Origin of the sequence: Streptomyces camelliae (assembly GCF_027625935.1) — a bacterium.
Lineage (GTDB): Bacteria > Actinomycetota > Actinomycetes > Streptomycetales > Streptomycetaceae > Streptomyces > Streptomyces camelliae.
Genome location: NZ_CP115300.1, coordinates 6,785,009 through 6,807,051, shown reverse-complemented (window position 1 = coordinate 6,807,051; position 22,043 = coordinate 6,785,009). Strand labels below are relative to the sequence as shown.

The 22,043-nt window shown below is 73.0% G+C and carries 18 protein-coding genes; 7 read left to right on the top strand and 11 right to left on the bottom strand.

Features of this window, described 5'->3' with window-relative positions; translation table 11 throughout:
* Positions 1-215 precede the first annotated feature (215 nt).
* On the top strand, positions 216-2,051 hold the full coding sequence (locus O1G22_RS31220; RefSeq protein ID WP_270084370.1) for a bifunctional metallophosphatase/5'-nucleotidase: 1,836 nt from the start codon (positions 216-218) through the stop codon (positions 2,049-2,051).
* A gap of 276 nt (positions 2,052-2,327) precedes the next feature.
* Here O1G22_RS31220 and O1G22_RS31215 read toward each other — a convergent pair whose 3' ends face one another.
* The 7 genes from O1G22_RS31215 to O1G22_RS31185 form a co-directional block, all read right to left on the bottom strand.
* A complete protein-coding gene (locus O1G22_RS31215) occupies positions 2,328-3,452 on the bottom strand; it encodes a GDSL-type esterase/lipase family protein (RefSeq protein ID WP_270084369.1) in 1,125 nt (374 codons plus the stop codon).
* A 48-nt stretch (positions 3,453-3,500) separates the two neighbouring features.
* Entirely contained in the window at positions 3,501-4,916 is a 1,416-nt protein-coding gene (locus O1G22_RS31210; protein ID WP_270084368.1) for a lysine N(6)-hydroxylase/L-ornithine N(5)-oxygenase family protein, read from the bottom strand.
* Positions 4,913-6,337 carry a pyridoxal phosphate-dependent decarboxylase family protein gene (locus tag O1G22_RS31205; RefSeq protein ID WP_270084367.1) on the bottom strand — a complete coding sequence of 475 codons (1,425 nt, stop codon included), beginning with the start codon at positions 6,335-6,337 and terminating at the stop codon, positions 4,913-4,915. The genes O1G22_RS31210 and O1G22_RS31205 overlap by 4 nt, the downstream gene beginning before the upstream one ends.
* 146 nt (positions 6,338-6,483) lie before the next feature.
* Positions 6,484-7,314 carry an NAD(P)H-binding protein gene (locus O1G22_RS31200; protein ID WP_270084366.1) on the bottom strand — a complete coding sequence of 277 codons (831 nt, stop codon included), beginning with the start codon at positions 7,312-7,314 and terminating at the stop codon, positions 6,484-6,486.
* 107 nt (positions 7,315-7,421) lie between these two features.
* Positions 7,422-9,950 (bottom strand): aminopeptidase N, encoded by a 2,529-nt coding sequence (pepN, locus tag O1G22_RS31195; protein ID WP_270084365.1) that lies wholly within the window; start codon positions 9,948-9,950, stop codon positions 7,422-7,424.
* Between the two features lie 117 nt (positions 9,951-10,067).
* Entirely contained in the window at positions 10,068-10,415 is a 348-nt protein-coding gene (locus tag O1G22_RS31190) for a chorismate mutase (protein ID WP_270084364.1), read from the bottom strand.
* Between the two features lie 33 nt (positions 10,416-10,448).
* Positions 10,449-11,339 (bottom strand): helix-turn-helix domain-containing protein, encoded by an 891-nt coding sequence (locus tag O1G22_RS31185; protein ID WP_270084363.1) that lies wholly within the window; start codon positions 11,337-11,339, stop codon positions 10,449-10,451.
* Positions 11,340-11,437: 98 nt separating this feature from the next.
* On the opposite strand from O1G22_RS31185, the gene O1G22_RS31180 reads away from it, so the two are divergent.
* Positions 11,438-13,195, top strand: a complete 1,758-nt coding sequence (locus O1G22_RS31180) for a glycoside hydrolase family 35 protein (RefSeq protein ID WP_270084362.1) — start codon at positions 11,438-11,440, stop codon at positions 13,193-13,195.
* An 84-nt stretch (positions 13,196-13,279) separates the two neighbouring features.
* Positions 13,280-14,161 (top strand): hypothetical protein, encoded by an 882-nt coding sequence (locus O1G22_RS31175; protein ID WP_270084361.1) that lies wholly within the window; start codon positions 13,280-13,282, stop codon positions 14,159-14,161.
* Positions 14,162-14,473: 312 nt separating this feature from the next.
* On the opposite strand, the gene O1G22_RS31170 is transcribed toward O1G22_RS31175, so the two are convergent.
* Positions 14,474-15,385, bottom strand: a complete 912-nt coding sequence (locus O1G22_RS31170) for an SDR family oxidoreductase (protein WP_270084360.1) — start codon at positions 15,383-15,385, stop codon at positions 14,474-14,476.
* A gap of 15 nt (positions 15,386-15,400) precedes the next feature.
* A complete protein-coding gene (locus tag O1G22_RS31165) occupies positions 15,401-16,171 on the bottom strand; it encodes an SDR family oxidoreductase (RefSeq protein WP_270084359.1) in 771 nt (256 codons plus the stop codon).
* Positions 16,172-16,257: 86 nt separating this feature from the next.
* Here O1G22_RS31165 and O1G22_RS31160 point away from each other — a divergent pair, with 86 nt between their 5' ends.
* Genes O1G22_RS31160 through O1G22_RS31145 form a run of 4 tightly spaced genes read left to right on the top strand, consistent with a single transcriptional unit; the run spans position 16,258 to position 19,689 of the window.
* Positions 16,258-17,001 (top strand): enoyl-CoA hydratase family protein, encoded by a 744-nt coding sequence (locus O1G22_RS31160; protein ID WP_270084358.1) that lies wholly within the window; start codon positions 16,258-16,260, stop codon positions 16,999-17,001.
* Positions 17,002-17,853, top strand: a complete 852-nt coding sequence (locus O1G22_RS31155; protein ID WP_225096618.1) for a CoA transferase subunit A — start codon at positions 17,002-17,004, stop codon at positions 17,851-17,853.
* Positions 17,850-18,629: a CoA-transferase subunit beta gene (locus O1G22_RS31150; RefSeq protein WP_270084357.1), complete on the top strand. Its 780-nt coding sequence runs from the start codon at positions 17,850-17,852 to the stop codon at positions 18,627-18,629. Before O1G22_RS31155 ends, O1G22_RS31150 begins: the two co-directional genes overlap by 4 nt.
* Positions 18,630-18,636: 7 nt before the next feature.
* Entirely contained in the window at positions 18,637-19,689 is a 1,053-nt protein-coding gene (locus tag O1G22_RS31145) for an NAD(P)H-dependent flavin oxidoreductase (RefSeq protein WP_270084356.1), read from the top strand.
* Positions 19,690-20,221: 532 nt separating this feature from the next.
* Here the strand turns inward: O1G22_RS31145 and O1G22_RS31140 are convergent.
* Together O1G22_RS31140 and O1G22_RS31135 are read right to left on the bottom strand one after the other, a co-directional pair.
* On the bottom strand, positions 20,222-21,379 hold the full coding sequence (locus O1G22_RS31140) for an acetyl-CoA C-acetyltransferase (RefSeq protein WP_270084355.1): 1,158 nt from the start codon (positions 21,377-21,379) through the stop codon (positions 20,222-20,224).
* Between the two features lie 40 nt (positions 21,380-21,419).
* On the bottom strand, positions 21,420-22,031 hold the full coding sequence (locus O1G22_RS31135; RefSeq protein WP_270084354.1) for a TetR/AcrR family transcriptional regulator: 612 nt from the start codon (positions 22,029-22,031) through the stop codon (positions 21,420-21,422).
* Positions 22,032-22,043: the final 12 nt, after the last annotated feature.

Here is a 22,043-nt window from a genome sequence, read left to right as displayed (position 1 = left end):
CGAGCCTAGGCCTTACCGGTGGGTAGACAATCGGCCGCACATGACCACTCAACAACCTTTGAGCAAAGGGTTGTTGACAAGTGTTGAAGTGTGCGACCACTCGCTCCGATGAGCGAATTTCCGCCTCCTGGAGGCTGGCATATCGGGTCATGTTCAGGTCAGAATCTACGCGCGTCGTTGACCCTTTCTCGACCATTCCCTCAGGAGACCATGAGATGCCGTTGAACCGCCGGAAGTTCCTGAAGCAGTCCGCCGCCACCGGGGCGGGGGTGGCGGTCGCCGGCGCGGCGGCGGCTCCGGCGGCCGCGGCCGCGCAGCCCCACCGGCCCGTCCACCCCGTCAAGCGGTACTCGCTGACCGTGATGGGCACCACCGATCTGCACGGCCATGTCTTCAACTGGGACTACTTCAAGGACACGGAGTACTCCGACAAGGCCGGCAACGCGATGGGCCTGGCCCGCATCGCGACCCTGGTCGAGCAGGTACGCAAGGAGAAGGGCCGCCGCAACACCCTGCTGCTGGACGCCGGTGACACCATCCAGGGCACCCCGCTGGCCTACTACTACGCCAAGGTCGACCCGATCACCGCCCAGGACGGCCCGGTGCACCCGATGGCGAAGGCGATGAACGCGATCGGGTACGACGCGGCGGCGCTCGGCAACCACGAGTTCAACTACGGCATCGAGACGCTTCGGACGTTCGAGGAGCAGCTCGACTTCCCGCTGCTCGGCGCCAACGCGGTCGACGCGAAGACATTGCGGCCCGCGTTCCCGCCGTACGTCATGAAGACGTTCCACGTGCCCGGCGCCAGGCCGGTCAAGGTAGCCGTGCTCGGGCTGACCAACCCGGGCATCGCGATCTGGGACAAGGCCTATGTGCAGGGCAGGCTGGCGTTCCCGGGGCTGGAGGAGCAGGCCGCGACGTGGGTACCGAAGCTGAGGTCGATGGGCGCCGACGTGGTCGTGGTCTCCGCGCACTCGGGCACGTCGGGCACGTCGTCGTACGGCGACCAGGTGCCGTACGTGGAGAACGCGGCGGCGAATGTGGCGCGGCAGGTGCCGGGCATCGACGCGATCCTGGTCGGGCACGCGCACGTGGAGATCCCCGAGCTGAAGGTCGTCAACGAGCGGACCGGGAAGACGGTCGTGCTCTCCGAGCCGCTGTGCTACGCCGAGCGCCTCACCCTCTTCGACGTCGAACTCGTCTTCAGCAAGGGCCGCTGGACGGTCGAGTCGGTCTCCGCGTCGCTGCGCAACGCCAACACGGTCGCCGACGACCCGGAGATCACACGGCTGTTGAAGGACGAGCACCAGAAGGTCGTCACGTACGTCAACCAGGTCGTGGGCCGGGCCACCGAGACGCTGACGACGGTCGAGGCCCGCTACCGGGACGCCCCGGTCATCGACCTGATCACCAAGGTGCAGGAGGACGTGGTCAAGGCCGCACTCGCGGGCACGCCGTACGCCTCGCTGCCGGTGCTCGCGCAGGCCTCGCCGTTCTCCCGGACCTCCGAGATCCCGGCCGGCGATGTGACCATCCGGGATCTGTCGGGCCTGTACGTCTACGACAACACCCTGGTCGCCAAGCTGCTGACGGGCGCCCAGGTGCGGGCCTACCTGGAGTACTCGGCGGCGTACTACAACCAGACGGCCGCCGGCGACCCCGTGGACGTCGACAGGCTCACCAACGCGGGCGGCCGCCCGGACTACAACTACGACTACGTATCGGGCCTGTCGTACGACATCGACATCGCCCAGCCCGCCGGGTCCCGGATCAGGAACCTCACCTTCCAGGGCGCCCCGCTGGACGACGCCCGGCAGTTCGTGCTCGCCGTGAACAACTACCGCGCCAACGGCGGCGGTGCCTTCCCGCACGTCGCCGACGCCAAGGAGCTGTGGTCGGAGTCGACGGAGATCCGTACCCGGATCGCGGAGTGGGTCACCGCGAAGGGCGTGCTGGACCCGAAGGACTTCGCCTCGGCGGACTGGAAGCTGGTGCGGAACGGCACCCCCGTGTTCTCGGGGGTGCCGTTTGGATCAGCGTGGCCGTGACGAACGGCGCCTTGTGGCCGACCCGAGCGGGGTCTGGTGCGTGCAACTGCACGGCGGAGGAGGCCGTGACATCAGCCGCTGCCGCGGCGGGCGACGCGATGGGGGCCCCTCCCGCGCTGGGGGTCCCTCCCGCGCTGGGGGTCCCCCGTGCGAGCGAAGCCGAGCGTGGGGGAGAAGCCGAGCGTGGGGGAGTCGGCGACCGACGACAACGCCGCAGATGTGCGTGCCAGGACCCGCGACGCCAGGATGATCCAAACGGCACCCCCTGGCCGCCTGCTAGAGGTCCAGCAGGCTCAGGTCCACGGCGTCGGCGATCGCCTTCGCGCCGGCGTCGTTGACGTGCAGTCCGTCGCCGCTGTTGAACTCCTCGCGGATCCGCTCGGGTTCGGCCGGGTCCGCGACGGCGGCGGCGACGTCCACGATGCCGTCGAAGGGGTGGTCCCCGCTCAGCAGCCAGGCGTTCACCTCGCGCCGCACGGCCTGGCCGGCCTCGCTGTCGTAGCCGTCGTAGACCGTGCCGCGGTACGGGCCGACGGTGGAGCCGAGGACGGTCAGCCCGGCGGCGTGCAGCCGGTCGGCCAGGGCGGTCAGACCGGCGATGAACGCGGCGGCCGTGGGCGGCGTCCCGGGCTCGGGGAAGGCGATGTGGCCGGGCAGACCGAAGTCGTTGAGGCCGATGTGGATCAGGACATGGCTGACCCCGGGCACCGCGAGGACGTCCCGGTCCACGCGGGCGAGGAGGTGCTCGCCGATCTCGTCGGTGAGCAGACGGTTGCCGGAGATGCCCTGGTTGACGATCCAGCCGCGGGTCAGACGGCGGCCGAGCTGGGCCGGGAAGCTGTTGTCGAGGCCGGGCGTGGTGGCCGCGCCCTCGATCCAGGAGTCTCCGAAGGCGACCGCGATCCGGGTGCCCTCGGGCGCGCGGACGTCGGCGCCGATCCCGAAGTGGCCGGTGGGCACCTCCTCGGCGTCCCGCAGGGCCGGTGCGGTCAGCTGGTCGCCGGGGGCCGCGTGACCGGTGTCGTAGGGCACCGCGGAGTACGTGGTCAGGCCGGTGTCGCCGGGCAGGTAGAGGCCGACCGTGAGGACCTGGCCCGCGGTGACGGGCTGCTCGACCGGGTCGGAGACGAGGTCCGCGCCGGCCGGCACCGTGACGGCCTTGGCGCCGTCGAAGGTGAGCGGGGTGTCGATCCCGTCGCCTCGGAGGTGCGCGCCGCCGATCTCCAGGGGCTCCTTGCCGTATCGGTTGCTGAGGATGATCCGTACCGCCTCACCTTCTCCGGCGAGCCGCAGGGTCTGGCGCAGGGTCTGATCGGCGAAGCCTCTGCTCTCGAAGAGCTGGAAACCCTCGTACGGGTCGATGACGGCGGTGCGGTGGGCGGCGATCCATGTCGTTGTCATGGCAACCGCCAACACCGCCGTCAGCGGACTTCTTCCGCTTTTGCCGCCTTATTGCCTTCCCTCGACGAGCGGAGTGAGCTGCTTCGCCTGCCGGGTCTGCGGCACCCGGGTGGGCTGGTGGTGAAGTCCGAAGGTGGTGAAGGCGGTTCGGACCGGTAGCGGGTAAGGGTCCTTCCCCGTGAGCGAGTTGACGATGGTGGCGCTGCGCCAGGCGGCGAGGCCGAGGTCGGGGGCGCCGACGCCGTGGGTGTGCAGCTCGGCGTTCTGGACGTAGATGGAGCCGGTGACGGAAGGGTCGAGGACGAGGCGGAACTCCTCGTCGATGCGCAGGCGTTCGCTGCTGTCGCGGCGCATGTAGGGGTCGAGTCCGGCGAGGATGCGGTCGAGCGAGTGCTCGCGGTAGCCGGTGGCGAGGACGACGGCGTCGGTGGTGAGCCGGGAGCGGCTGTCCTGCTGGAGGTGCTCCAGATGGAGTTCGACCTTGGTGGTCGCGATCCGGCCGGCCGTGCGGACCCGGACGCCGGGGATGAGTACGGCGTCGGGCCAGCCGCCGTGCAGGGTGCGCCGGTACAGCTCGTCGTGGATGGCGGCCAGGGTGCCCGCGTCGATGCCCTTGTGCAGCTGCCACTGGGCGGCGACGACCCGGTCCCGGACGGGCTCGGTGAGGGCGTGGAAGTAGCGCGTGTAGTCGGGGGTGAAGTGCTCCAGGCCCAGCTTGGAGTACTCCATCGGCGCGAACGCCTCGCTGCGGCCGATCCAGTGCAGCTTCTCGCGCCCCGCGGGGCGGTGGCGGAGCAGGTCCAGGAAGACCTCGGCGCCGGACTGTCCGGAGCCGACGACGGTGACGTGTCCGGCGGCGAGGACGCTGTCGCGGTGGCCGAGGTAGTCGGCGGCGTGGATGACGGGCACGCCGGGGGCGTCCACGAGGGGCTGGAGCGGGTCGGGCACATAGGGGGTGGTGCCGACGCCGAGGACGACGTTGCGGGTGTGGGTACGGCCCAGGGCCTCGGCCTCGCCCTCGGCGTCGAGCTGGGTGAAGTCGACCTCGAACACGTCCCGTTCGGGATCCCAGCGCACCGAGTCGACCTGGTGGCTGAAGCGCAGCCCGGGGAGGTGCTGCGCGACCCAGCGGCAGTAGGCGTCGTACTCGGCGCGGTGGATGTGGAAGCGCTCGGCGAAGTAGAAGGGGAAGAGCCGTTCGCGGGACCTGAGGTAGTTCAGGAAGCTCCAGGGGCTGGTCGGGTCGACGAGGGTCACCAGGTCGGCGAGGTACGGCACCTGGATGGTGGCGCCCTCGATGAGCAGGCCGGGGTGCCAGTCGAAGCCGGGGCTCTGTTCGTAGAAGACGGCGTCGAGTTCGGCGAGCGGGTGGGCGAGGGCGGCCAGGGAGAGATTGCTGGGGCCGATGCCGATGCCGACCAGGTCACGGGGGGCGGCGGGCTCGCGGGGTGGGGGGTTGGTCATGCGGGGGTGCCTTCTTCTACGAGTTTCAGGAGCTGGGCCAGGGCGTCCGGCCGGGTGTGGGGATTGAGGAGGGTGGCCTTGAGCCAGAGCCGGCCGTCGAGCCGGGCCCGCCCGACGACGGCCCGGCCCTCGTGCAGCAGCCGGCGGCGTACGGCGGCCACGGCGTCGTCGTCGGCGCCCGCCGGCCGGAACAGCACCGTGCTGATCACGGGCCGGTCGTACAGCTCGAAGCCGGGGTGCTCGTCGATCAGCGCCGCGAACTCGCGCGCGCGGGCGCAGACCTGGTCGACCAGGTCGCCGAGCCCGCCGCGGCCCAGGGTCTTCAGCGTGACGGCGATCTTGAGGATGTCGGGGCGGCGCGAGGTGCGCAGGGAGCGGCCGAGCAGATCGGGGAAGCCGGCCTCGGTGTCGTCGTCGGCGTTCAGGTAGTCGGCGCGCTGCTGGAGGGCGGCGAGTTCGGCGGGGCGGGCGACGGCGAGGAGGCCCGCGGCGACCGGCTGCCAGCCGAGTTTGTGCAGGTCCAGGGTGACGGTGTGGGCGGCTTCGAGTCCGGCGAGCTTGTCGCGGTGCCGGTCGCTGAACAGCAGGCCCCCGCCGTAGGCGGCGTCGATGTGCAGCCGGGCGCCGTGGGCGGCGCACAGGCCGGCGATCTCCGGCAGCGGGTCGATGAGGCCGGCGTCGGTGCTGCCGGCGGTGGCGGCGACCAGCAGCGGGCCGGAGAGCGCGGTGAGGGCCTCGTCCAGGGCGGCCGGATCGAGGACGCCGCTCGGGGTGGGCACGACGACCGGTTCGGGCAGGCCGAGCAGCCAGGCGGCGCGCGGCAGCGAGTGGTGGGCCTGGGCCCCGCAGACCATCCGGACGCCAGCGCCGTGCGTCTCGCGGGCCAGCAGCAGGGCCAGTTGGTTGGACTCGGTGCCGCCGGTGGTGACCAGGGCATCGGCGAGCCCTGCCGTGTGGGCGAGCGCGCGGGTGACGGCGGCTTCCAGGGCGGAGGCGGCCGGGGCCTGGTCCCAGGAGTCCAGGGACGGGTTGAGGGCGCTCGCCGCGAGGTCGGCGGCGGTGGCCACGGCGAGCGGCGGGCAGTGCAGATGAGCCGCGCACAGCGGGTCGGCGGGGTCGGTCGAGCCCTCGGCGAGGGCGTGTACGAGGGCGCGCAGCGCGCCGGGGTCGCCGTCGTCCGGCAGGGCGTCCCCGAGCACGTCGGCGATCCGCGCGGCGACGGCCTCGGGCCCCCCGGCGGGCAGCGGCCCGCCCCGTGCCCGGCCACCGTCCGCGAGCGCGTCGAGGACGGTGCCGAGCAGCGGGCGCAGGGCGTCGGCGCCGTGGGGGCCCGAGGCGAGGGGCGGGGCGGGCGGAGGGACGGGGCGAGAGGCGGGCGGAGGGACGGGGCGAGAGGCGGGCGGAGGGGCGTCACCGGTCATCGGCTGTCCTCCGCTCTCGGGTTGGCCGCGGCTGTCGGGTTGGCCGGCCGGCTTCCAGTTTGGACTGGAAGAGGCCCGTGTGTCCCGAAAGATCGGCGATCAGAACCCGAAAGTGGGTACTGCCGAGCAGGGAAAATGCGTCGGGACTATGCCCGTCCCCCGAAGTCCTCGACGTGGTCCCGGGCCCACTGGGTGAAGGGGCGGGCCGGGGTGCCCGTGAGCTTCTCCACCACGTCGTTGATCTCCGGTGCCACGCCGACGGTGTCCGCGAAGGTCTGCAGCAGCCGCTGAAGCATCTGCGGCGGAACGTGCGGGAACAGCTCCGGGCCCGCCTCGCGGGGGTCCGTCTCCACGAACGTCAGCTCCCGGCCGAGGGCCGCGCCGATCGCCGCGACCTGCTCGGCGTTGCTGATCGCCGCCGGTCCGGTCAGCCGGTACACGGCGCCCTCGTGCCCGCCGTCGAGCAGGGCACGCTCGGCGACCGCCGCCATGTCGTCCTCGTGGATGGGCGCGCTCAGGCCGTCCGCGTAGACGCCGCGGACAGTGTTCCCGGCACGGATCTGCGGGGCCAGCGAGAGCGCGTTGGTGGCGAAGGCGCCCGGCCGCAGGAAGGTCCAGGCGAGCCCGCTGTCGCGGATCTGCCGCTCGGCGGTGGCGTGCATGATGTGGATGGGGTGGGTCTCGTCGGCGCCCTCTTCGATGACGGCGCTGGAGAGCAGGACGACATGCCGGACGCCCTGGGCGCGGGCCGCCTCCAGCAGCGCGGGTGTGGTGGCCTGCGCGTAGAGGTAGAGGGCCGTCGCCCCGTCGAACAGGGCGGCCGGGTCGTCCTGCTGGAACCGCACGACCTCGGCCGCCTCGGGCAGTGCGGCCCGCTGCGGGTCGCGGGTCAGCGCGCGCACGGGCCGGCCCGTGGCGAGAAGACGCTCGACGAGGGCACGGCCGACGTTGCCGGTCGCTCCGGTCACTACGATCACGGTGCTGCCTCTCAAAGGTTCACTCGATCAGTCGTGACCGAGCCTAGGAAGGCGGCCGCCCCCGCCGCATCGTCGGCAGGGAGCAGCCGTGTCCTGGGTCTCCCGTCCTACGCCCCCTGCGCCCCCTGTGCCTCCACCGCCTCCTGCCGCGCTTCTTCCTCTCCGCGCACCCGCAGGGCGCGGGCGAGGTCGTCGAGGCGGTCGGCGAGGGTGCGGCGCAGGGCCGGGGTGGGGTCGGCGTCGCGCAGGCAGGCCTCGCCGAGGCGCAGGTTCTCGGCGTCGACGGCGTGGGCGGGGAAGGCCCAGCGGCCGACGGCCTGCGCGATGGCGGGGCCCCGGCGGGCGCTGACGGCGACCGCGTCCGCGTAGAAGCGCGGCACGTACTGCCGTACCAGCTCGGCCTGTTCGGGCTGCCAGAAGCCCTGTGCGGTGGCCGTGAAGAGGTAGTTCGACAGGTCGTCGCCGGCGAACATCGCCTCCCAGGCCGCCCGCTTGGCCTCCGGGTCGGGCAGGGCGGCGCGGCAGCGGGCGGCGCCTTCCTGGCCCGTGGCGCTGGGGTCGCGCTCCAGCTCGGCGGCGATGGCGGCCTCGTCGGTGGCGCCGAGCACGGCGAGCCTGCCGAGTATGCGCCAGCGCAGCTCGGGGTCGAGTTCCGGCCCGCCGGGCACCGTGCCGTCGGCGAGCCAGGCGGCGATGGTGTCGGGGTGGGCGGCGGCGCTGATCAGATGCCGTACGGCGATCAGGCGCAGGCCGGGGTGGTCGCCGTCCTCGGTGCGGCGCAGCAGGTCGCGGCAGAGGGAGGTGAGGGTGGACAGGGCCGCCGAGCGCTCCTGCGCGCTCAGGTACTGGACGGCGATCTGGCCGGAGGCGAAGGCGAGGACGCCCTGGACGAGGGCCAGGTCGGTCTCGCGCGGGAGGTGGGCGCGGGCCGTCTCCAGGTAGGCGGCGGGCGGCAGTTCGCCGTCGCGCACGGCGTCCCTGAGGGCGTTCCAGACGACCGCGCGGGTGAGCGGGTCGGGCAGGCCGGACAGTCCGGTGCGCACCGCCTCGAAGGACTCGGCGTCGAAGCGGACCTTGGCGTAGGTGAGGTCGCCGTCGTTGAGCAGGAGCAGCGCCGGGCGCTTGCCGATGGGCTGCGGGACGCTCTGCGGGACGTCGAGGCCGAGGCGCTCGCGCAGTACCAGGCGGCCCTCGTCGGCGAGGTCGAGGTCGTACAGGCCGGCGGTGAGGTGGTGCGGGCGGCTCCCCGCGCGGTCGACGGTCAGGGTCCAGGTGCCGTCGGCGGTGGCCACCTGGGGCGTGAGCGTGTCGACGCCGGTGGTGCGCAGCCAGCTGTCGGCCCACGCGGGCACGTCGCGGTCGGTGGCCGAGGCGAGGGAGTCGATGAAGTCGGCGAGGGCGGCGTTGCCGAACTTGTGCCGGGCGAAGTGGGTGTTGATGCCGGCGAGGAAGTCCTTCTCGCCGAGCCAGGCGGCGAGCTGGCGCAGTGCGGAAGCGCCCTTGGCGTAGGAGATGCCGTCGAAGTTGAGCAGCGCGGAGGCCGTGTCGTCGACGTTCTCGGGGGCGACCGGGTGGGTGGTGGGCCGCTGGTCGGCGTCGTAGCCCCAGGACTTGCGGGTGACGCCGAACTCGGTCCAGGGGTCGGCGAACCGGGTGGCCTCGGCGGTGGTCTGGTAGCCCATGTACTCGGCGAAGGACTCGTTCAGCCAGATGTCGTCCCACCACTTGAGGGTGACGAGGTCGCCGAACCACATGTGGGCCATCTCGTGCGCGATGACCATGGCGCGGGTCTGCCGCTCGGTGTCGGTGACGGCGGAGCGGTAGACGAACTCGTCGCGGAAGGTGACCAGGCCCGGGTTCTCCATCGCGCCCGCGTTGAACTCCGGGACGAACGCCTGGTCGTAGGAGTCGAAGGGGTACGGCTCCTCGAACTTCTCGTGGTAGCGGTCGAAGCACGCGCGCGTGACGTCGAAGATCTCCTCGGCGTCGGTGTCGAGGTGGGGCGCGAGGGAGCGGCGGCAGTGGATGCCGAAGGGCAGGCCGCGGTGCTCGGTGCGCACCGAGTGCCAGGGGCCGGCGGCGACGGCGACGAGGTACGTGGAGATCAGCGGGGTGGGCGCGGCCTGCCAGACGCCGTCGGCGCGCCGCTCGGTGACGCTGTTGGCGAGGACGGTCCAGCCCTCGGGTGCCTTGACGGAGACCTCGAAGAGGGCCTTCAGGTCGGGCTGGTCGAAGGCGGCGAAGACGCGCTGGACGTCGTCCATGAACATCTGCGTGTAGACGTACGTCTCACCGTCGCTGGGGTCGGTGAAGCGGTGCATGCCCTCGCCGGTGCGGGAGTAGCGCATGACCGCGTCCACGCGCAGCTCGTGCTCGCCCGAAGTGAGGTTCTTCAGCGGCAGCCGGCCGTCGTCGAGCGACTCCGGGTCGAGGGGCTGTCCGTCGAGCGCGACCGCGCGGAGCTCGGCGGGCTTCAGCTCGACGAACGTGTCCCCGGCGGAGCGCGCGGTGAAGCGGATCACGGTGCGGGAGTCGAAGGTCTCGTCCCCGGTGGTGAGGTCCAGTTCGACCGTGTAGCGGTGGACGTCGAGGAGCTGTGCTCGGAGCTGCGCTTCGTCGCGCGTGAGTACGGACATGCAGGACATGCTGCCTGATAGCACTGACAGCGCACAGGGGGTGGACGACTTCACGATATATGTCCGCCTTGTCGGCCGCCCTTCCGGAGCGGGCGTCAACCGCCCTTCGGGTCCGGCTCAGTCGTCCGCCGACTGCGCGTTGGCGGTGTCCTCGGCGATGCGCTCATGGTGCCGGATCACCTCGGCGATGATGAAGTTCAGGAACTTCTCGGCGAAGGCCGGGTCGAGCTTGGCGTTCTCGGCGAGGCGGCGCAGCCGCTCGATCTGGCGGGCCTCGCGGCCCGGGTCGGCGGGCGGCAGCTGGTGGACGGCCTTGAGCCGGCCGACCTGCTGGGTGGCCTTGAACCGCTCGGCGAGCAGGTGGACGACGGCCGCGTCGATGTTGTCGATGCTGTCGCGCAGCCGCTCCAGTTCCTGGCGGACCCCGGGGTCCATGTCACCGGTGCCGGTGTTGCTGGTGGTCATGGCCCTCAACCCTATGCGGTCGTCGGCCCGCGTCTACGGGGTGTCCGGAGAGTGGATCATCGGAGGGGCGGCGGGGTCCGGGACCTGGTCGCTCCAGCCGCCGGGGACGGTGCGGCCCTGCTGGGCCCGGAAGCGGACCGGGGCGAGCCCCACGCGGCGCGTGAACAGCCGGGAGAAGTAGGCGGGGTCCTCGTAGCCGACGCGGCGGGCGACGGCCGCGACGGGCAGCTCGGTGGCGGCGAGGAGTTCCTTGGCGCGGGCGAGGCGGATGCCGAGCAGGTAGTCCTTGGGGCTGCACCCGGCGGCCCGGCGGACGGCGCTGCGCAGCTCGGCGGGAGTCATGCCGTGCACGCGCGCGTGGTCGGCGACGCTCATCGGGGTGCAGGCGTCGCGGGCGAGGGCCTGGAGCACCTGGTCGCCGTCCGGGGCGAGGTCGGCGCGGGCCCGGCGCAGGGCGACCAGGAGCTCGTGCACGGCGGCGCCGGTCTCCACCTCCAGCAGGGGGTTGCCGCGGCGGGCGGCGCGCACGATACGGGCGACCACCGCGCGGGGCCCGGAGGCGTCGGAGAGCGGGACGACGGGCCGCTCGGGCTCGATGTAGCCGAGTTCGGTGTACGTCGTGGCGGCGGGCCCGGCGAAGTCGACGAAGCCCTCGTCCCAGCCGGTACCGGGGTCGGGCGCGTAGTGGTGGGGCACGCCGGGGGTGAGCCAGAGCAGCGCGGGCGCGGTGACGGTCGTACGGCGGCCGTCGGCGCCCCGGTACCAGCCGCCGCCCGAGCTGATCACCACGGCCACGTGGTGGTCGAGGGTGCGCGGGCCGACCGTGGGCAGCGCGCCGTGCTGGAGACCGACGCCGAGACAGACCAGGCCGAGGCGGTGGTGGGCGGGGCCGGGGCTGAAGAACCGCATCCAGGTCTGGTACATCGGCGCTCCTCCCGGTGTCGGGGACGGCGGACTTTTGTCCAAGCAGCAACGATCTTCGTCCATGGCGCAGGTCGCCGGAAGAGGTGAGGCTTGGGCGCATGAGCGAGTTCACGGTGGGGGAATCCGACTTCCTGCTGGACGGGCGGCCGGTGCGGCTGCTGTCCGGGGCGCTGCACTACTTCCGGGTGCACGAGGCGCAGTGGCGGCACCGGCTGGCGATGCTGCGGGCGATGGGCCTGAACTGCGTGGAGACGTACGTCCCGTGGAATCTGCACGAACCGCGCCCCGGCGCCTTCCGGGACGTGCGGGCGGTCGGCCGTTTCCTGGACGCCGTCCGCGAGGCCGGTCTGTGGGCGATCGTGCGGCCGGGCCCGTACATCTGCGCCGAGTGGGAGAACGGCGGCCTGCCCGCGTGGCTGACGCACGAGGTGGGCACGCGCGCGCGTACCCGCGACGAGCGCTGTCTGCGAGCCGTGCACAGCTGGTTCGGCCGGCTGCTGCGGGAGGTCGTCCCCCGGCAGATCGACCGCGGTGGCCCGGTGCTCATGGTGCAGGTCGAGAACGAGTACGGCAGCTACGGCAGTGACACCGGCCAGCTGACCGCCCTGGCCGAACTGCTGCGGGCCGAGGGGGTCACGGTCCCGCTGTTCACCTCGGACGGGCCCGAGGACCACATGCTGACCGGCGGTTCGCTGCCCGGGGTGCTCGCCACGGTGAACTTCGGCTCGCACGCGCGCGTGGCCTTCGACACGCTGCGCCGCCATCGCCCGGCCGGCCCGCTGATGTGCATGGAGTTCTGGTGCGGCTGGTTCGACCACTGGGCCGGCGAGCACGTCGTACGGGACCCGGCCGAGGCCGCGGAGGCGCTGCGGGAGATCCTGGACTCGGGGGCGTCGGTGAACCTGTACATGGCGCACGGCGGCACGAGTTTCGGCGGCTGGGCGGGCGCCAACCGGGGCGGCGGCGCACTCCACGAGGGCCCCCTGGAGCCGGACGTGACGTCGTACGACTACGACGCGCCGATCGACGAACAGGGCCGCCCCACCGAGAAGTTCTGGCGCTTCCGCGAGGTCCTGGCGGGCCACTGTTCGGTTCCGCTGCCCGAACTGCCGCCGCATCCGCCCGTGTTGGACACACCGGTGGAGGCGGCTCTCACGGCATGGGCGCCTTTGGCCGACGTGCTGGAGGCGCTGGGCGGCGAGGAGACGGTGACGCCGATGCCGCCGTCCTTCGAGGAGCTGGGGATCACCCGGGGTCTGGTGCGCTACGCGGTGGAGGTGCCGGGTCCACGGCAGCCGTACCCGCTCACCGCACGCGGGCTGCGGGACCTGGCGGTGGTGTACGTCGACGGGGCGCGGGCCGGGGTGCTCACCGAGGAGGAGCCGGAGCTGAAGGAGCCCGTCGCGGGCCCCGCGCGCGTGGAGCTGTGGGTGGAGTCCCTGGGGCGGGTGAACTACGGCCCGCGCCTCGGCGAGGCCAAGGGCGTCACCGGCGGCCTCCTGCACGAGCGGCAGTATCTGCACGGGATACGCGCGCGTGGGCTGGATCTGGACGCCTTCGAGGCCGGTGTGGACGCGGTGCCCTTCGGCGCGCCGCCCGGGGAGGGCACGCCGGGCCTGTACCGGGGCACGCTCATGGTCCGCGGGGCCGGGGACGCCCGGCTGGAGCTGCCCGGCTGCACGCGCGGCTTCGTCTGGATCAACGGTTTCGGACTGGGCCGCTACTGGTCGGTGGGCCCGCAGCGGTCCCTGTACGTCCCCGGGCCGGTGCTGCGGGAGGGCGAGAACGAGCTGTGGGTGCTGGAACTGCAGGAAACCGCGCCGGACGGCCCGGCGCCCCGCCTGCTGCCCGCGTGACCGGGTCCCCGCCGCTGCCCGTGTGACCGGCGGTCCGCCGCGCCTACAGTGGAGAGGAGTTCCGGCGTCGATGGGGGTGCGGACGTGGCGAACGGCGGACCGGTCGAGCACGGCTTCCCGCACCTGGAGACGGTGCGGGCGGCGGTCAACGCGCTGTACCGGCGCGTGTCCCGCGACACCGTCGAGACGTTCTCGGCCAGCGTGGCCCCCGCCGACGTGGCCTTCTGCGACACCGACGACCTGTATCTGGGCGCGCAGCGCGTGGCCCGCGAGATCGTGCGGCACTTCCGGCTGCCGGACGCGCGGCTGATCGTCGGCTTCCGGGAGATGAGCCATGCGGCCAACGTCGAACTGGCGGCGGGCCCCGAGTACTTCGTCGAGCTGAACGACCGCTTCCGCACCCACCGCAGGGACATCGGCGCGGCGCTCGCCCATGAGGTGGCCCACGTCTATCTGCACCGCCTGGACCTCGCCTTCCCCACGACGGCCGAGAACGAGATCCTGACGGACACGGTGACGACCTACCTGGGCGCGGGCTGGCTGCTGCTGGACGCCTACCGGGAGGACGCGGTCTCCTCGCAGAAGCTCGGCTATCTCACCCCCGAGGAGTTCGGCTACGTCCTGGCCAAGCGGGCGCTGCTGTTCGGTGAGGACCCCTCGGTGTGGTTCACCAGCCCGCAGGCCTACACCGCGTACGCCAACGGGCTGGCCCGGGCCCGCCGGGACGAGCAGCAGCCGCCGCTGACGGGCGCGGGCTGGGCGGGCCGGCGCCGCTACGCCCACGACCGCCGCCACGCGCCCTCAGCCGCCCCGGACGCCCCCTACACCTTCACCCCCGACCCCGCCGGCCACCTCCGCGTCACCTTCCCCTGCCCGACCTGCCACCAGCGGATCCGGGTACCGGTACGGGGGCGCGTGCGCGCGCGGTGCGGGGTGTGCCGGAGGGTGCTGGAGTGCGACACCTAGGGGGTGTCGTTTGGATCACCCCGGCGTCGCGGGCCCTGGCACGCACATCTGCGGCGTTGTCGTCGCTCGCCGACTCCCCCACGCTCGGCTTCTCCCCCACGCTCGGCTTCGCTCGCGCGGGAGGGACCCCCAGCGCGGGGGGACCCCCAGCGCGGGGGGACCCCCAGCGCGGGGGGACCCCATCGCGTCGCCCGCCGCGGCAGCGGCTGATGTCACGGCCTCCTCCACCTTGCAGCCGGACGCACCAGCCCCCGCTCACCGGTATTGATGAGGCCCCCTTGCCTTGAGCCAGCCTGATCCGCCGGACAGGCTCTAGCAGCCGTACACCGCCCCCGGCGGCTCCGCCCGTGCCAGCAGTGCGCGGGCTGTCTCCCCCGCCTCGGCCGGGGTCCAGCGCGCCCCCTTGTCCGCTGTAGGACCCGGGCGCCAGCCCTCCATGACCGTGATGCGGCCGCCTTCCGCCTCGAAGACCCGGCCCGTCACGCCCGCGCTCGCGGCCGAGCCCAGCCAGACCACGAGCGGGGAGACGTTCTCGGGTGCCATGGTGTCGAAACCGGTCGCCGGCGCCGCCATCGTCTCGGCGAAGGTACGTTCCGTCATCCGTGTACGGGCGGCGGGCGCGACGGCGTTGACCTGGACGCCGTAGCGGGCCAGCTCGGCCGCCGCGACCAGGGTCAGCCCGACGATCCCGGCCTTGGCGGCGCTGTAGTTGCCCTGCCCGACCGAGCCCAGCAGACCGGCGCCGCTGCTGGTGTGCACGACCCGGGCCACCGGGGCACGCCCGGCCTTGGCCTCGGCCCGCCAGTGCGCGGCGGCGTGCTTCAGCGGCAGGAAGTGGCCCTTGAGGTGGACGCGGATCACGGCGTCCCAGTCGTCCTCGCCGAGGTTGACCAGCATGCGGTCGCGCAGGAAACCGGCGTTGCTGACGAGCGTGTCGAGCCGACCGTACGTCTCCACGGCGGCCCGGACCAGGGACGCGGCGCCCTCGGCCGTGGCGATGTCGCCGCCGTGCGCGACCGCCTCGCCGCCGGCGGACCGGATCTCGGCGACGACGGATCCGGCCGGGCTGTCCGAACAGACGCCGGGTGCGCCGTCCGGCCCGACACCCAGATCGTTGACGACCACCCGGGCGCCCTCGGCGGCGAAGGCGAGGGCATGGGCGCGGCCGAGCCCGCGGCCGGCGCCGGTGACGACGACGACCCGGCCGTCGCAGATCGCACTCATCTCACGTACCCCTTCTCACTTCTCGCGGTTGGCTGTCGTGGCGTCCAGGAAGGCGGGCCGCTCCCCGCCGCCGTGCACGTGCAGGCTCGCCCCGCTGATGTAGGCGGCCGCGTCGGAGGCGAGGAAGACGGCCGCGGCACCGACGTCGGCGGGGACGGCCAGCCGGCCGAGCGGGACGGTGCGGGAGACGGAGGCGACGCCGTCCGGGCCGCCGTAGTGCAGGTGCGACAGCTCGGTGCGGACCATGCCGACCACGAGCGTGTTGACGCGGACCTCGGGGGCCCATTCCACGGCCATGGAGGCGGCCAGGTTCGCCAGGCCCGCCTTGGCGGCGCCGTAGGCGGCCGAACCGGGCGAGGGCCGGGTGCCGCTGACGCTGCCGACCATCACGACCGAGCCCCGGCTGCGCCGCAGGTGTTCGTAGGCGGCGAGGGAGGCGGTCAGCGGGGTGATCAGGTTCAGCTCGACGACCCTGGCGTGCCGTTCGGCGTCGGCTTCGGCGAGCAGCCGGTACGGGGTGCCGCCGGCGTTGTTGACGAGCACGTCGAGCCGGGGCAGAGCGGCGAAGAAGGCGCGTACGGCGGGCGGGTCGCGCAGGTCGAGGGGGGCGAACTCCACGCCGTCGAGGGGGCGTTCGGGCGGTCGGCGGGCGCAGGACAGCACGCGCGCTCCGGTCCCGGCGAAGGCCTGGGCTATCCCGGCTCCGACTCCCCGGGTGCCGCCGGTGACGACCACGGTTCTGTCGCGCGACGAGTTGTCCACAGGGCGCGCCGTCGAGTTGTCCACAGGGCCTCCCGCTTGTCCGCGCAGGCTGCTAGCTTCGAAGCCATCGCACCTAACAAATGTTTGGTGGAAAGGTAGCTGATGCGCCCATGGGTGTCTCCCGTTCGTCCCCGGAAAAAGGGATTTCCGTCGTCACGGTCGACTTCCCGCCGGTGAACGCGCTGCCGGTGCGCGGCTGGTCCGACCTGGCCGAGGCCGTGCGCGCGTCCGGCCGCGACGCGGAGGTCCGCTGCGTCGTGCTGGCCGCCGAGGGCCGGGGGTTCAACGCGGGCGTGGACATCAAGGAGATACAGGCGTCCGGGCAGGAGGCCCTGATCGGCGCCAACCACGGCTGCGCCGAGGCCTTCGCCGCGGTGTACGAGTGCGCGGTCCCGGTCGTCGCGGCGGTGCAGGGCTTCTGTCTGGGCGGCGGGATAGGCCTGGTGGGCAACGCGGACGCGATCGTGGCGAGCGAGGACGCCACCTTCGGGCTGCCCGAGCTGGACCGGGGCGCGCTGGGTGCAGCGACCCATCTGGCCCGGCTGGTCCCGCAGCACGTGATGCGCGCCCTGTACTACACGGGGCGCACGGCGAGCGCCGCCGAGTTGCACCGGCACGGCTCGGTGTGGCGGGTGGTGCCGCGCGCGGAGCTGCGGGCGGCGGCGCTGGAGCTGGCCCGGGAGATCGCCGCGAAGGACGGACGGCTGCTGCGCATGGCGAAGGCCGCGATCAACGGCATCGACCCGGTCGACGTCCGCCGCAGCTACCGCTTCGAGCAGGGCTTCACCTTCGAGGCCAACCTCAGCGGCCTGGCCGACCGGGTCCGCGACACGTTCGGGAAGGAGGGCTCATAGGTGGGCGACAAGACGATGACTGCCGACGAGGTGGTCTCCCGGCTGGAGAGCGGAATGACCCTGGGCATCGGCGGCTGGGGTTCGCGGCGCAAGCCGATGGCGCTGGTCAGAGCCCTGCTGCGGACGGGCGTCACGGATCTGACGGTGGTGTCGTACGGCGGCCCGGACGTCGGCATGCTGGCCGCGGCCGGCCGGATCCGCCGGCTGGTCACCGCCTTCGTCACCCTCGACTCCATCCCGCTGGAACCGCACTACCGGGCGGCGCGCGAGCGGGCCGGGTTCGAGCTGACGGAGGTCGACGAGGGGATGTTCCTGGCGGGCCTGCGGGCGGCGGCGCACCGGCTGCCCTTCCTGCCGGTGCGGGCGGGGATCGGGTCGGACGTGCTGCGGATCAACCCGGAGCTGCGGACGGTCACGTCGCCGTACGAGGACGGGGAGACCCTCGTGGCGATGCCGGCTCTGCGGATGGACGCGGCCCTGGTGCACGTGGGCCGCGCCGACCGGCTGGGCAACGGGCAGTGTCTGGGCCCGGACCCGTACATGGACGACCTGTTCTGCGAGGCGGCGGACGCGGCCTATGTCTCCTGCGAACGGATCGTGGACACGGCCGAGCTGACGAAGGAGGCGCCCCCGCAGTCGCTGCTCCTGACCCGCCTCGCGGTGACGGGCGTGGTGGAGGCCCCGCACGGCGCGCACTTCACGTCCTGCGCCCCGGACTACGGCCGGGACGAGGAGTTCCAGCGGCTCTACGCGGCCACGCCCTGGCCGGAGTTCACCGAGCGGTTCCTCGGCGGGGACGAGGCGGCCTACCGGTCGGCGGTGCGTGAGTGGCGGAAGGAGCAGACGGGATGAGCACACCGGAGACGGCGGTCACGCGGGCTGCCCTCCCCCCGCCCACCCGCGCCGAGTACTGCGTGATCGCCTGCGCCGACGCCTGGCGCGGGGCCGGGGAGATCCTGGCGAGCCCGATGGGCCTGATCCCCTCGCTGGGGGCGCGGCTCGCCCGGCTCACCTTCGCGCCGGACCTGCTGCTCACCGACGGCGAGGCCCTGCTGGTCGGCCCGGACGGCGCCCCCGAGGGCTGGCTGCCGTACCGGCGGCATCTGGACCTGGTGGCGGGCGGGCGCCGGCACGTGATGATGGGCGCGAGCCAGCTCGACCGGTACGGCAACCAGAACATCTCCTGCATCGGGGACTGGGCACGGCCTCGCCGGCAGTTGCTCGGGATGCGCGGGGCGCCGCTCAACACGCTGAACAATCCGACGAGTTACTGGATCCCGAGACACTCCCGGCGGGTGTTCGTGGAGCGGGTGGACGTGGTGTGCGGGGTGGGGTACGACCGGGCGGCCGGGCTGGGCGGCGCGGCCCGCTTCCACCACCTGGCCCGGGTGGTCTCCGACCTCGGCGTCTTCGACTTCGCCACGCCGGACCGCACGATGCGGCTGGCCTCGCTGCACCCGGGGGTGAGCGTGGAGCGGGTGCGGGAGGCGACGGGCTTCGCGCTCGCGGTGCCGGACGAGGTGCCCCGCACCCGGGAGCCCGAGGCGGCGGAGCTGCGGCTGATCCGCGAGGTGCTGGACCCGCAGGGGGCGCGCACCCGTGAGGTGCCCGAGAAGGCGAGGGGGTGAGGGACGGATGGAGACCGCGCTGACCCGGCTGGTCGGCGTACGGCGTCCGATCGTGCAGACCGGGATGGGGTGGGTGGCCGGCCCCCGGCTGGTCTCGGCGGCGGCGAACGCGGGCGCGCTCGGCATCCTGGCCTCGGCCACGATGACACCCGATCACCTGCGGGACGCGATACGGGAGGTGAGGTCGCGCACGGACGCGCCGTTCGGGGTGAACCTGCGGGCCGACGCGGGCGACGCGGCCGACCGGGTGCGGATCATGCTGGAGGAGGGTGTGCGGGTGGCCTCCTTCGCGCTGGCGCCCTCGCCGGAGCTGATCGCCCGGCTGAAGGAGGCGGGCGTGGTGGTCATCCCGTCCGTCGGGGCGCGCCGGCACGCCGAGAAGGTGGCCGCGTGGGGGGCGGACGCCGTGATCGTCCAGGGCGGCGAGGGCGGCGGGCACACCGGGGAGGTGGCGACGAGCGTGCTGCTGCCGCAGGTGGTGGACGCGGTGGACATACCCGTGGTGGCGGCGGGCGGCTTCTTCGACGGTCGGGGCCTGGTGGCGGCGCTGGCGTACGGGGCCGCCGGCGTGGCGATGGGGACGCGGTTCCTGCTCACCTCCGACTCGACGGTGCCGGACGCGGTGAAGGCCCGCTATCTGGCCGCGACGGTCCGGGACGTCACGGTCACCCGGGCGGTGGACGGTCTGCCGCACCGGATGCTGCGCACGGAGCTGGTGGACGCACTGGAGCGGTCGGGCCGGATCCGGACGCTGGCCCACGCGGCGCGCAGGGCAGCCGGTTTCCGCCGGCTGTCGGGCCTCACCTGGCGGCAGCTGATCCGGGACGGCCTGGCCACGAGACACGGAAAGGAGCTGACCTGGAGCCAGGTGCTGCTGGCGGCGAACACGCCGATGCTGCTGAAGTCGGCGATGGTGGACGGCCGTACGGACCTGGGGGTGATGGCGTCCGGGCAGGTCGCCGGGGTGATCGACGACCTGCCGTCGTGCGCGGAGCTGGTGGAGCGGATCGAGAAGGAGGCGGAAGAGGCGCTGGCGCAACTGGCGGAGCTGACGGACTGACGGACTGACGGACTGACGGGCCCGGGCGAGCTCAAAGGCGTTCGATGATCGTCACGTTCGCCTGACCCCCGCCCTCGCACATGGACACCACCCCCAACGGCCCCCTCGCACCGCTCGGCCCCAGGGGGCCTCCCAGGCTTCGGAAGCCTGCGCCGGACTCCGTCCGCCGAACCGCGTGGCCACCCACCGCCAGTCCGGTCACACACGCTCGATGATCGTCACATTCGCCTGACCCCCGCCCTCGCACATGGACACCACCCCCAACGGCCCCCTCGCACCGCTCGGCCCCAGGGGGCCTCCCAGGCTTCGGAAGCCTGCGCCGGACTCCGTCCGCCGAACCGCGTGGCCACCCACCGCCAGTCCGGTCACACACGCTCGACGATCGTCACATTCGCCTGACCCCCGCCCTCGCACATGGACACCACCCCCAACGGCCCCCTCGCACCGCTCGGCCCCAGGGGGCCTCCCAGGCTTCGGAAGCCTGCGCCGGACTCCGTCCGCCGAACCGCGTGGCCACCCACCGCCAGTCCGGTCACACACGCTCGACGATCGTCACATTCGCCTGACCCCCGCCCTCGCACATGGTCTGGAGGCCGTAGCGGCCGCCGGTGCGTTCCAGTTCGTGGAGCAGGGTGGTCATCAGGCGGACGCCGGTCGCGCCGAGGGGGTGGCCGAGGGCGATCGCGCCGCCGTTGACGTTGACCTTCTCGGGGTCGGCGCCGGTGTCCTTCAGCCAGGCCAGGACGACGGGTGCGAAGGCCTCGTTGATCTCCACGAGGTCGATGGCGTCGATGGTCAGTCCGGTCCGGTCCAGGGCGTGGGCGGTGGCCGGGATCGGGGCGGAGAGCATGCGGATGGGGTCCTCGCCGCGCACGGAGAGGTGGTGGACGCGGGCGCGGGGGCGCAGCCCGTGGTCGCGTACGGCCCGCTCCGAGGCGAGCAGCAGGGCCGCGGCGCCGTCGGAGACCTGGGAGGAGCAGGCCGCGGTGATGGTGCCGCCGTCGAGGACGGGTTTCAGCGCGGCCATCTTCTCCAGGGAGGTGTCCCGGCGGGGGCCCTCGTCGACGGTGACCTCGCCGTAGGGGACGGTCTCGCGCGCGAAGCGGCCGGTGTCGATGGCCCGCAGCGCGCGCCGGTGCGAGCGGAGGGCGAACTCCTCCTGGTCCTCGCGGCTGATGCCCCACTGGGCGGCGATCAGCTCGGCGCCGGCGAACTGGTTGACGGGCTGGTCGCCGTAGCGGGCGCGCCAGCCGGTGCTGCCGAGGAAGGGGCCCTCGGTGAGGCCGAGGGGGGCGGCGGCCTGTCGGGAGGCGAAGGCGATGGGGATCTGGGACATGTTCTGCACCCCGCCGGCGATCACCAGGTCCTGCGTGCCGGAGAGCACGGCCTGCGCGGCGAAGTGCACGGCCTGCTGCGAGGACCCGCACTGCCGGTCGACGGTCACGCCCGGCACCTCCTCCGGGAGGCCCGCGGCCAGCCAGCAGGTGCGGGCGATGTCCCCGGCCTGCGGTCCCACCGCGTCCAGACAGCCGAAGACCACGTCCTCCACGGCGGCCGGGTCGATCCCGGCCCGCTCCACCAGCGCCGTCAGCACATGCGCGCCCAGGTCGGCCGGGTGGACCGCGCTGAGTCCTCCCCCGCGCCGCCCGACGGGCGTGCGAACCGCTTCGACGATGTAGGCCTCGGCCATGGCAACTCCCTCACAGGAAAGGGGTGTTATGCGAACGGTGTCACTCGCGTACGGCGATCCCGTCGAGCACCATCGACAGGTACTGGCGGGCGATCTCCTCCGGGCTGTGCTGTCCGCCGGGCCGGTACCAGGACGCGGCGACCCACACGGTGTCGCGGACGAACCGGTAGGTGAGGCGGACGTCCAGGTCGGCGCGGAAGACGTGCTCGGCGACCCCGCGCTCCAGCGTGGACAGCCAGGCCTTCTCGAACCGGCGCTGGGACTCGGCGAGGAACGCGAACCGGTCCTGGGCGACGAGTTGCCGGCTCTCCTTCTGATAGATGGCGACGGCCGCGCGGTGCCGGTCGATCTCGCGGAAGGACTCGGTGACGAGCGCCTCCAGCGTCTCGCGGGGCCCGCGCCCGGAGGCGAGGACGGTGTCGTAGCCGTCCCACAGCTCGTCGAGGAAGGTCCGCAGGATCTCCTCAAGCATCGACTCCTTGGAGTCGAAGTGGTAGTAGAGGCTGCCCGCGAGCATCCCGGCGTGGTCGGCGATCTTGCGGACGGTGGTGGCGTTGTAGCCGTGCTCGGCGAAGACCTCGGCGGCGGTGGTCAGGAGTTCGCCGCGCCGGGCCGCTGCCGGGGTCACCTGGGGCTTCTTCTTGGTCGGCACGGACCCATTGTG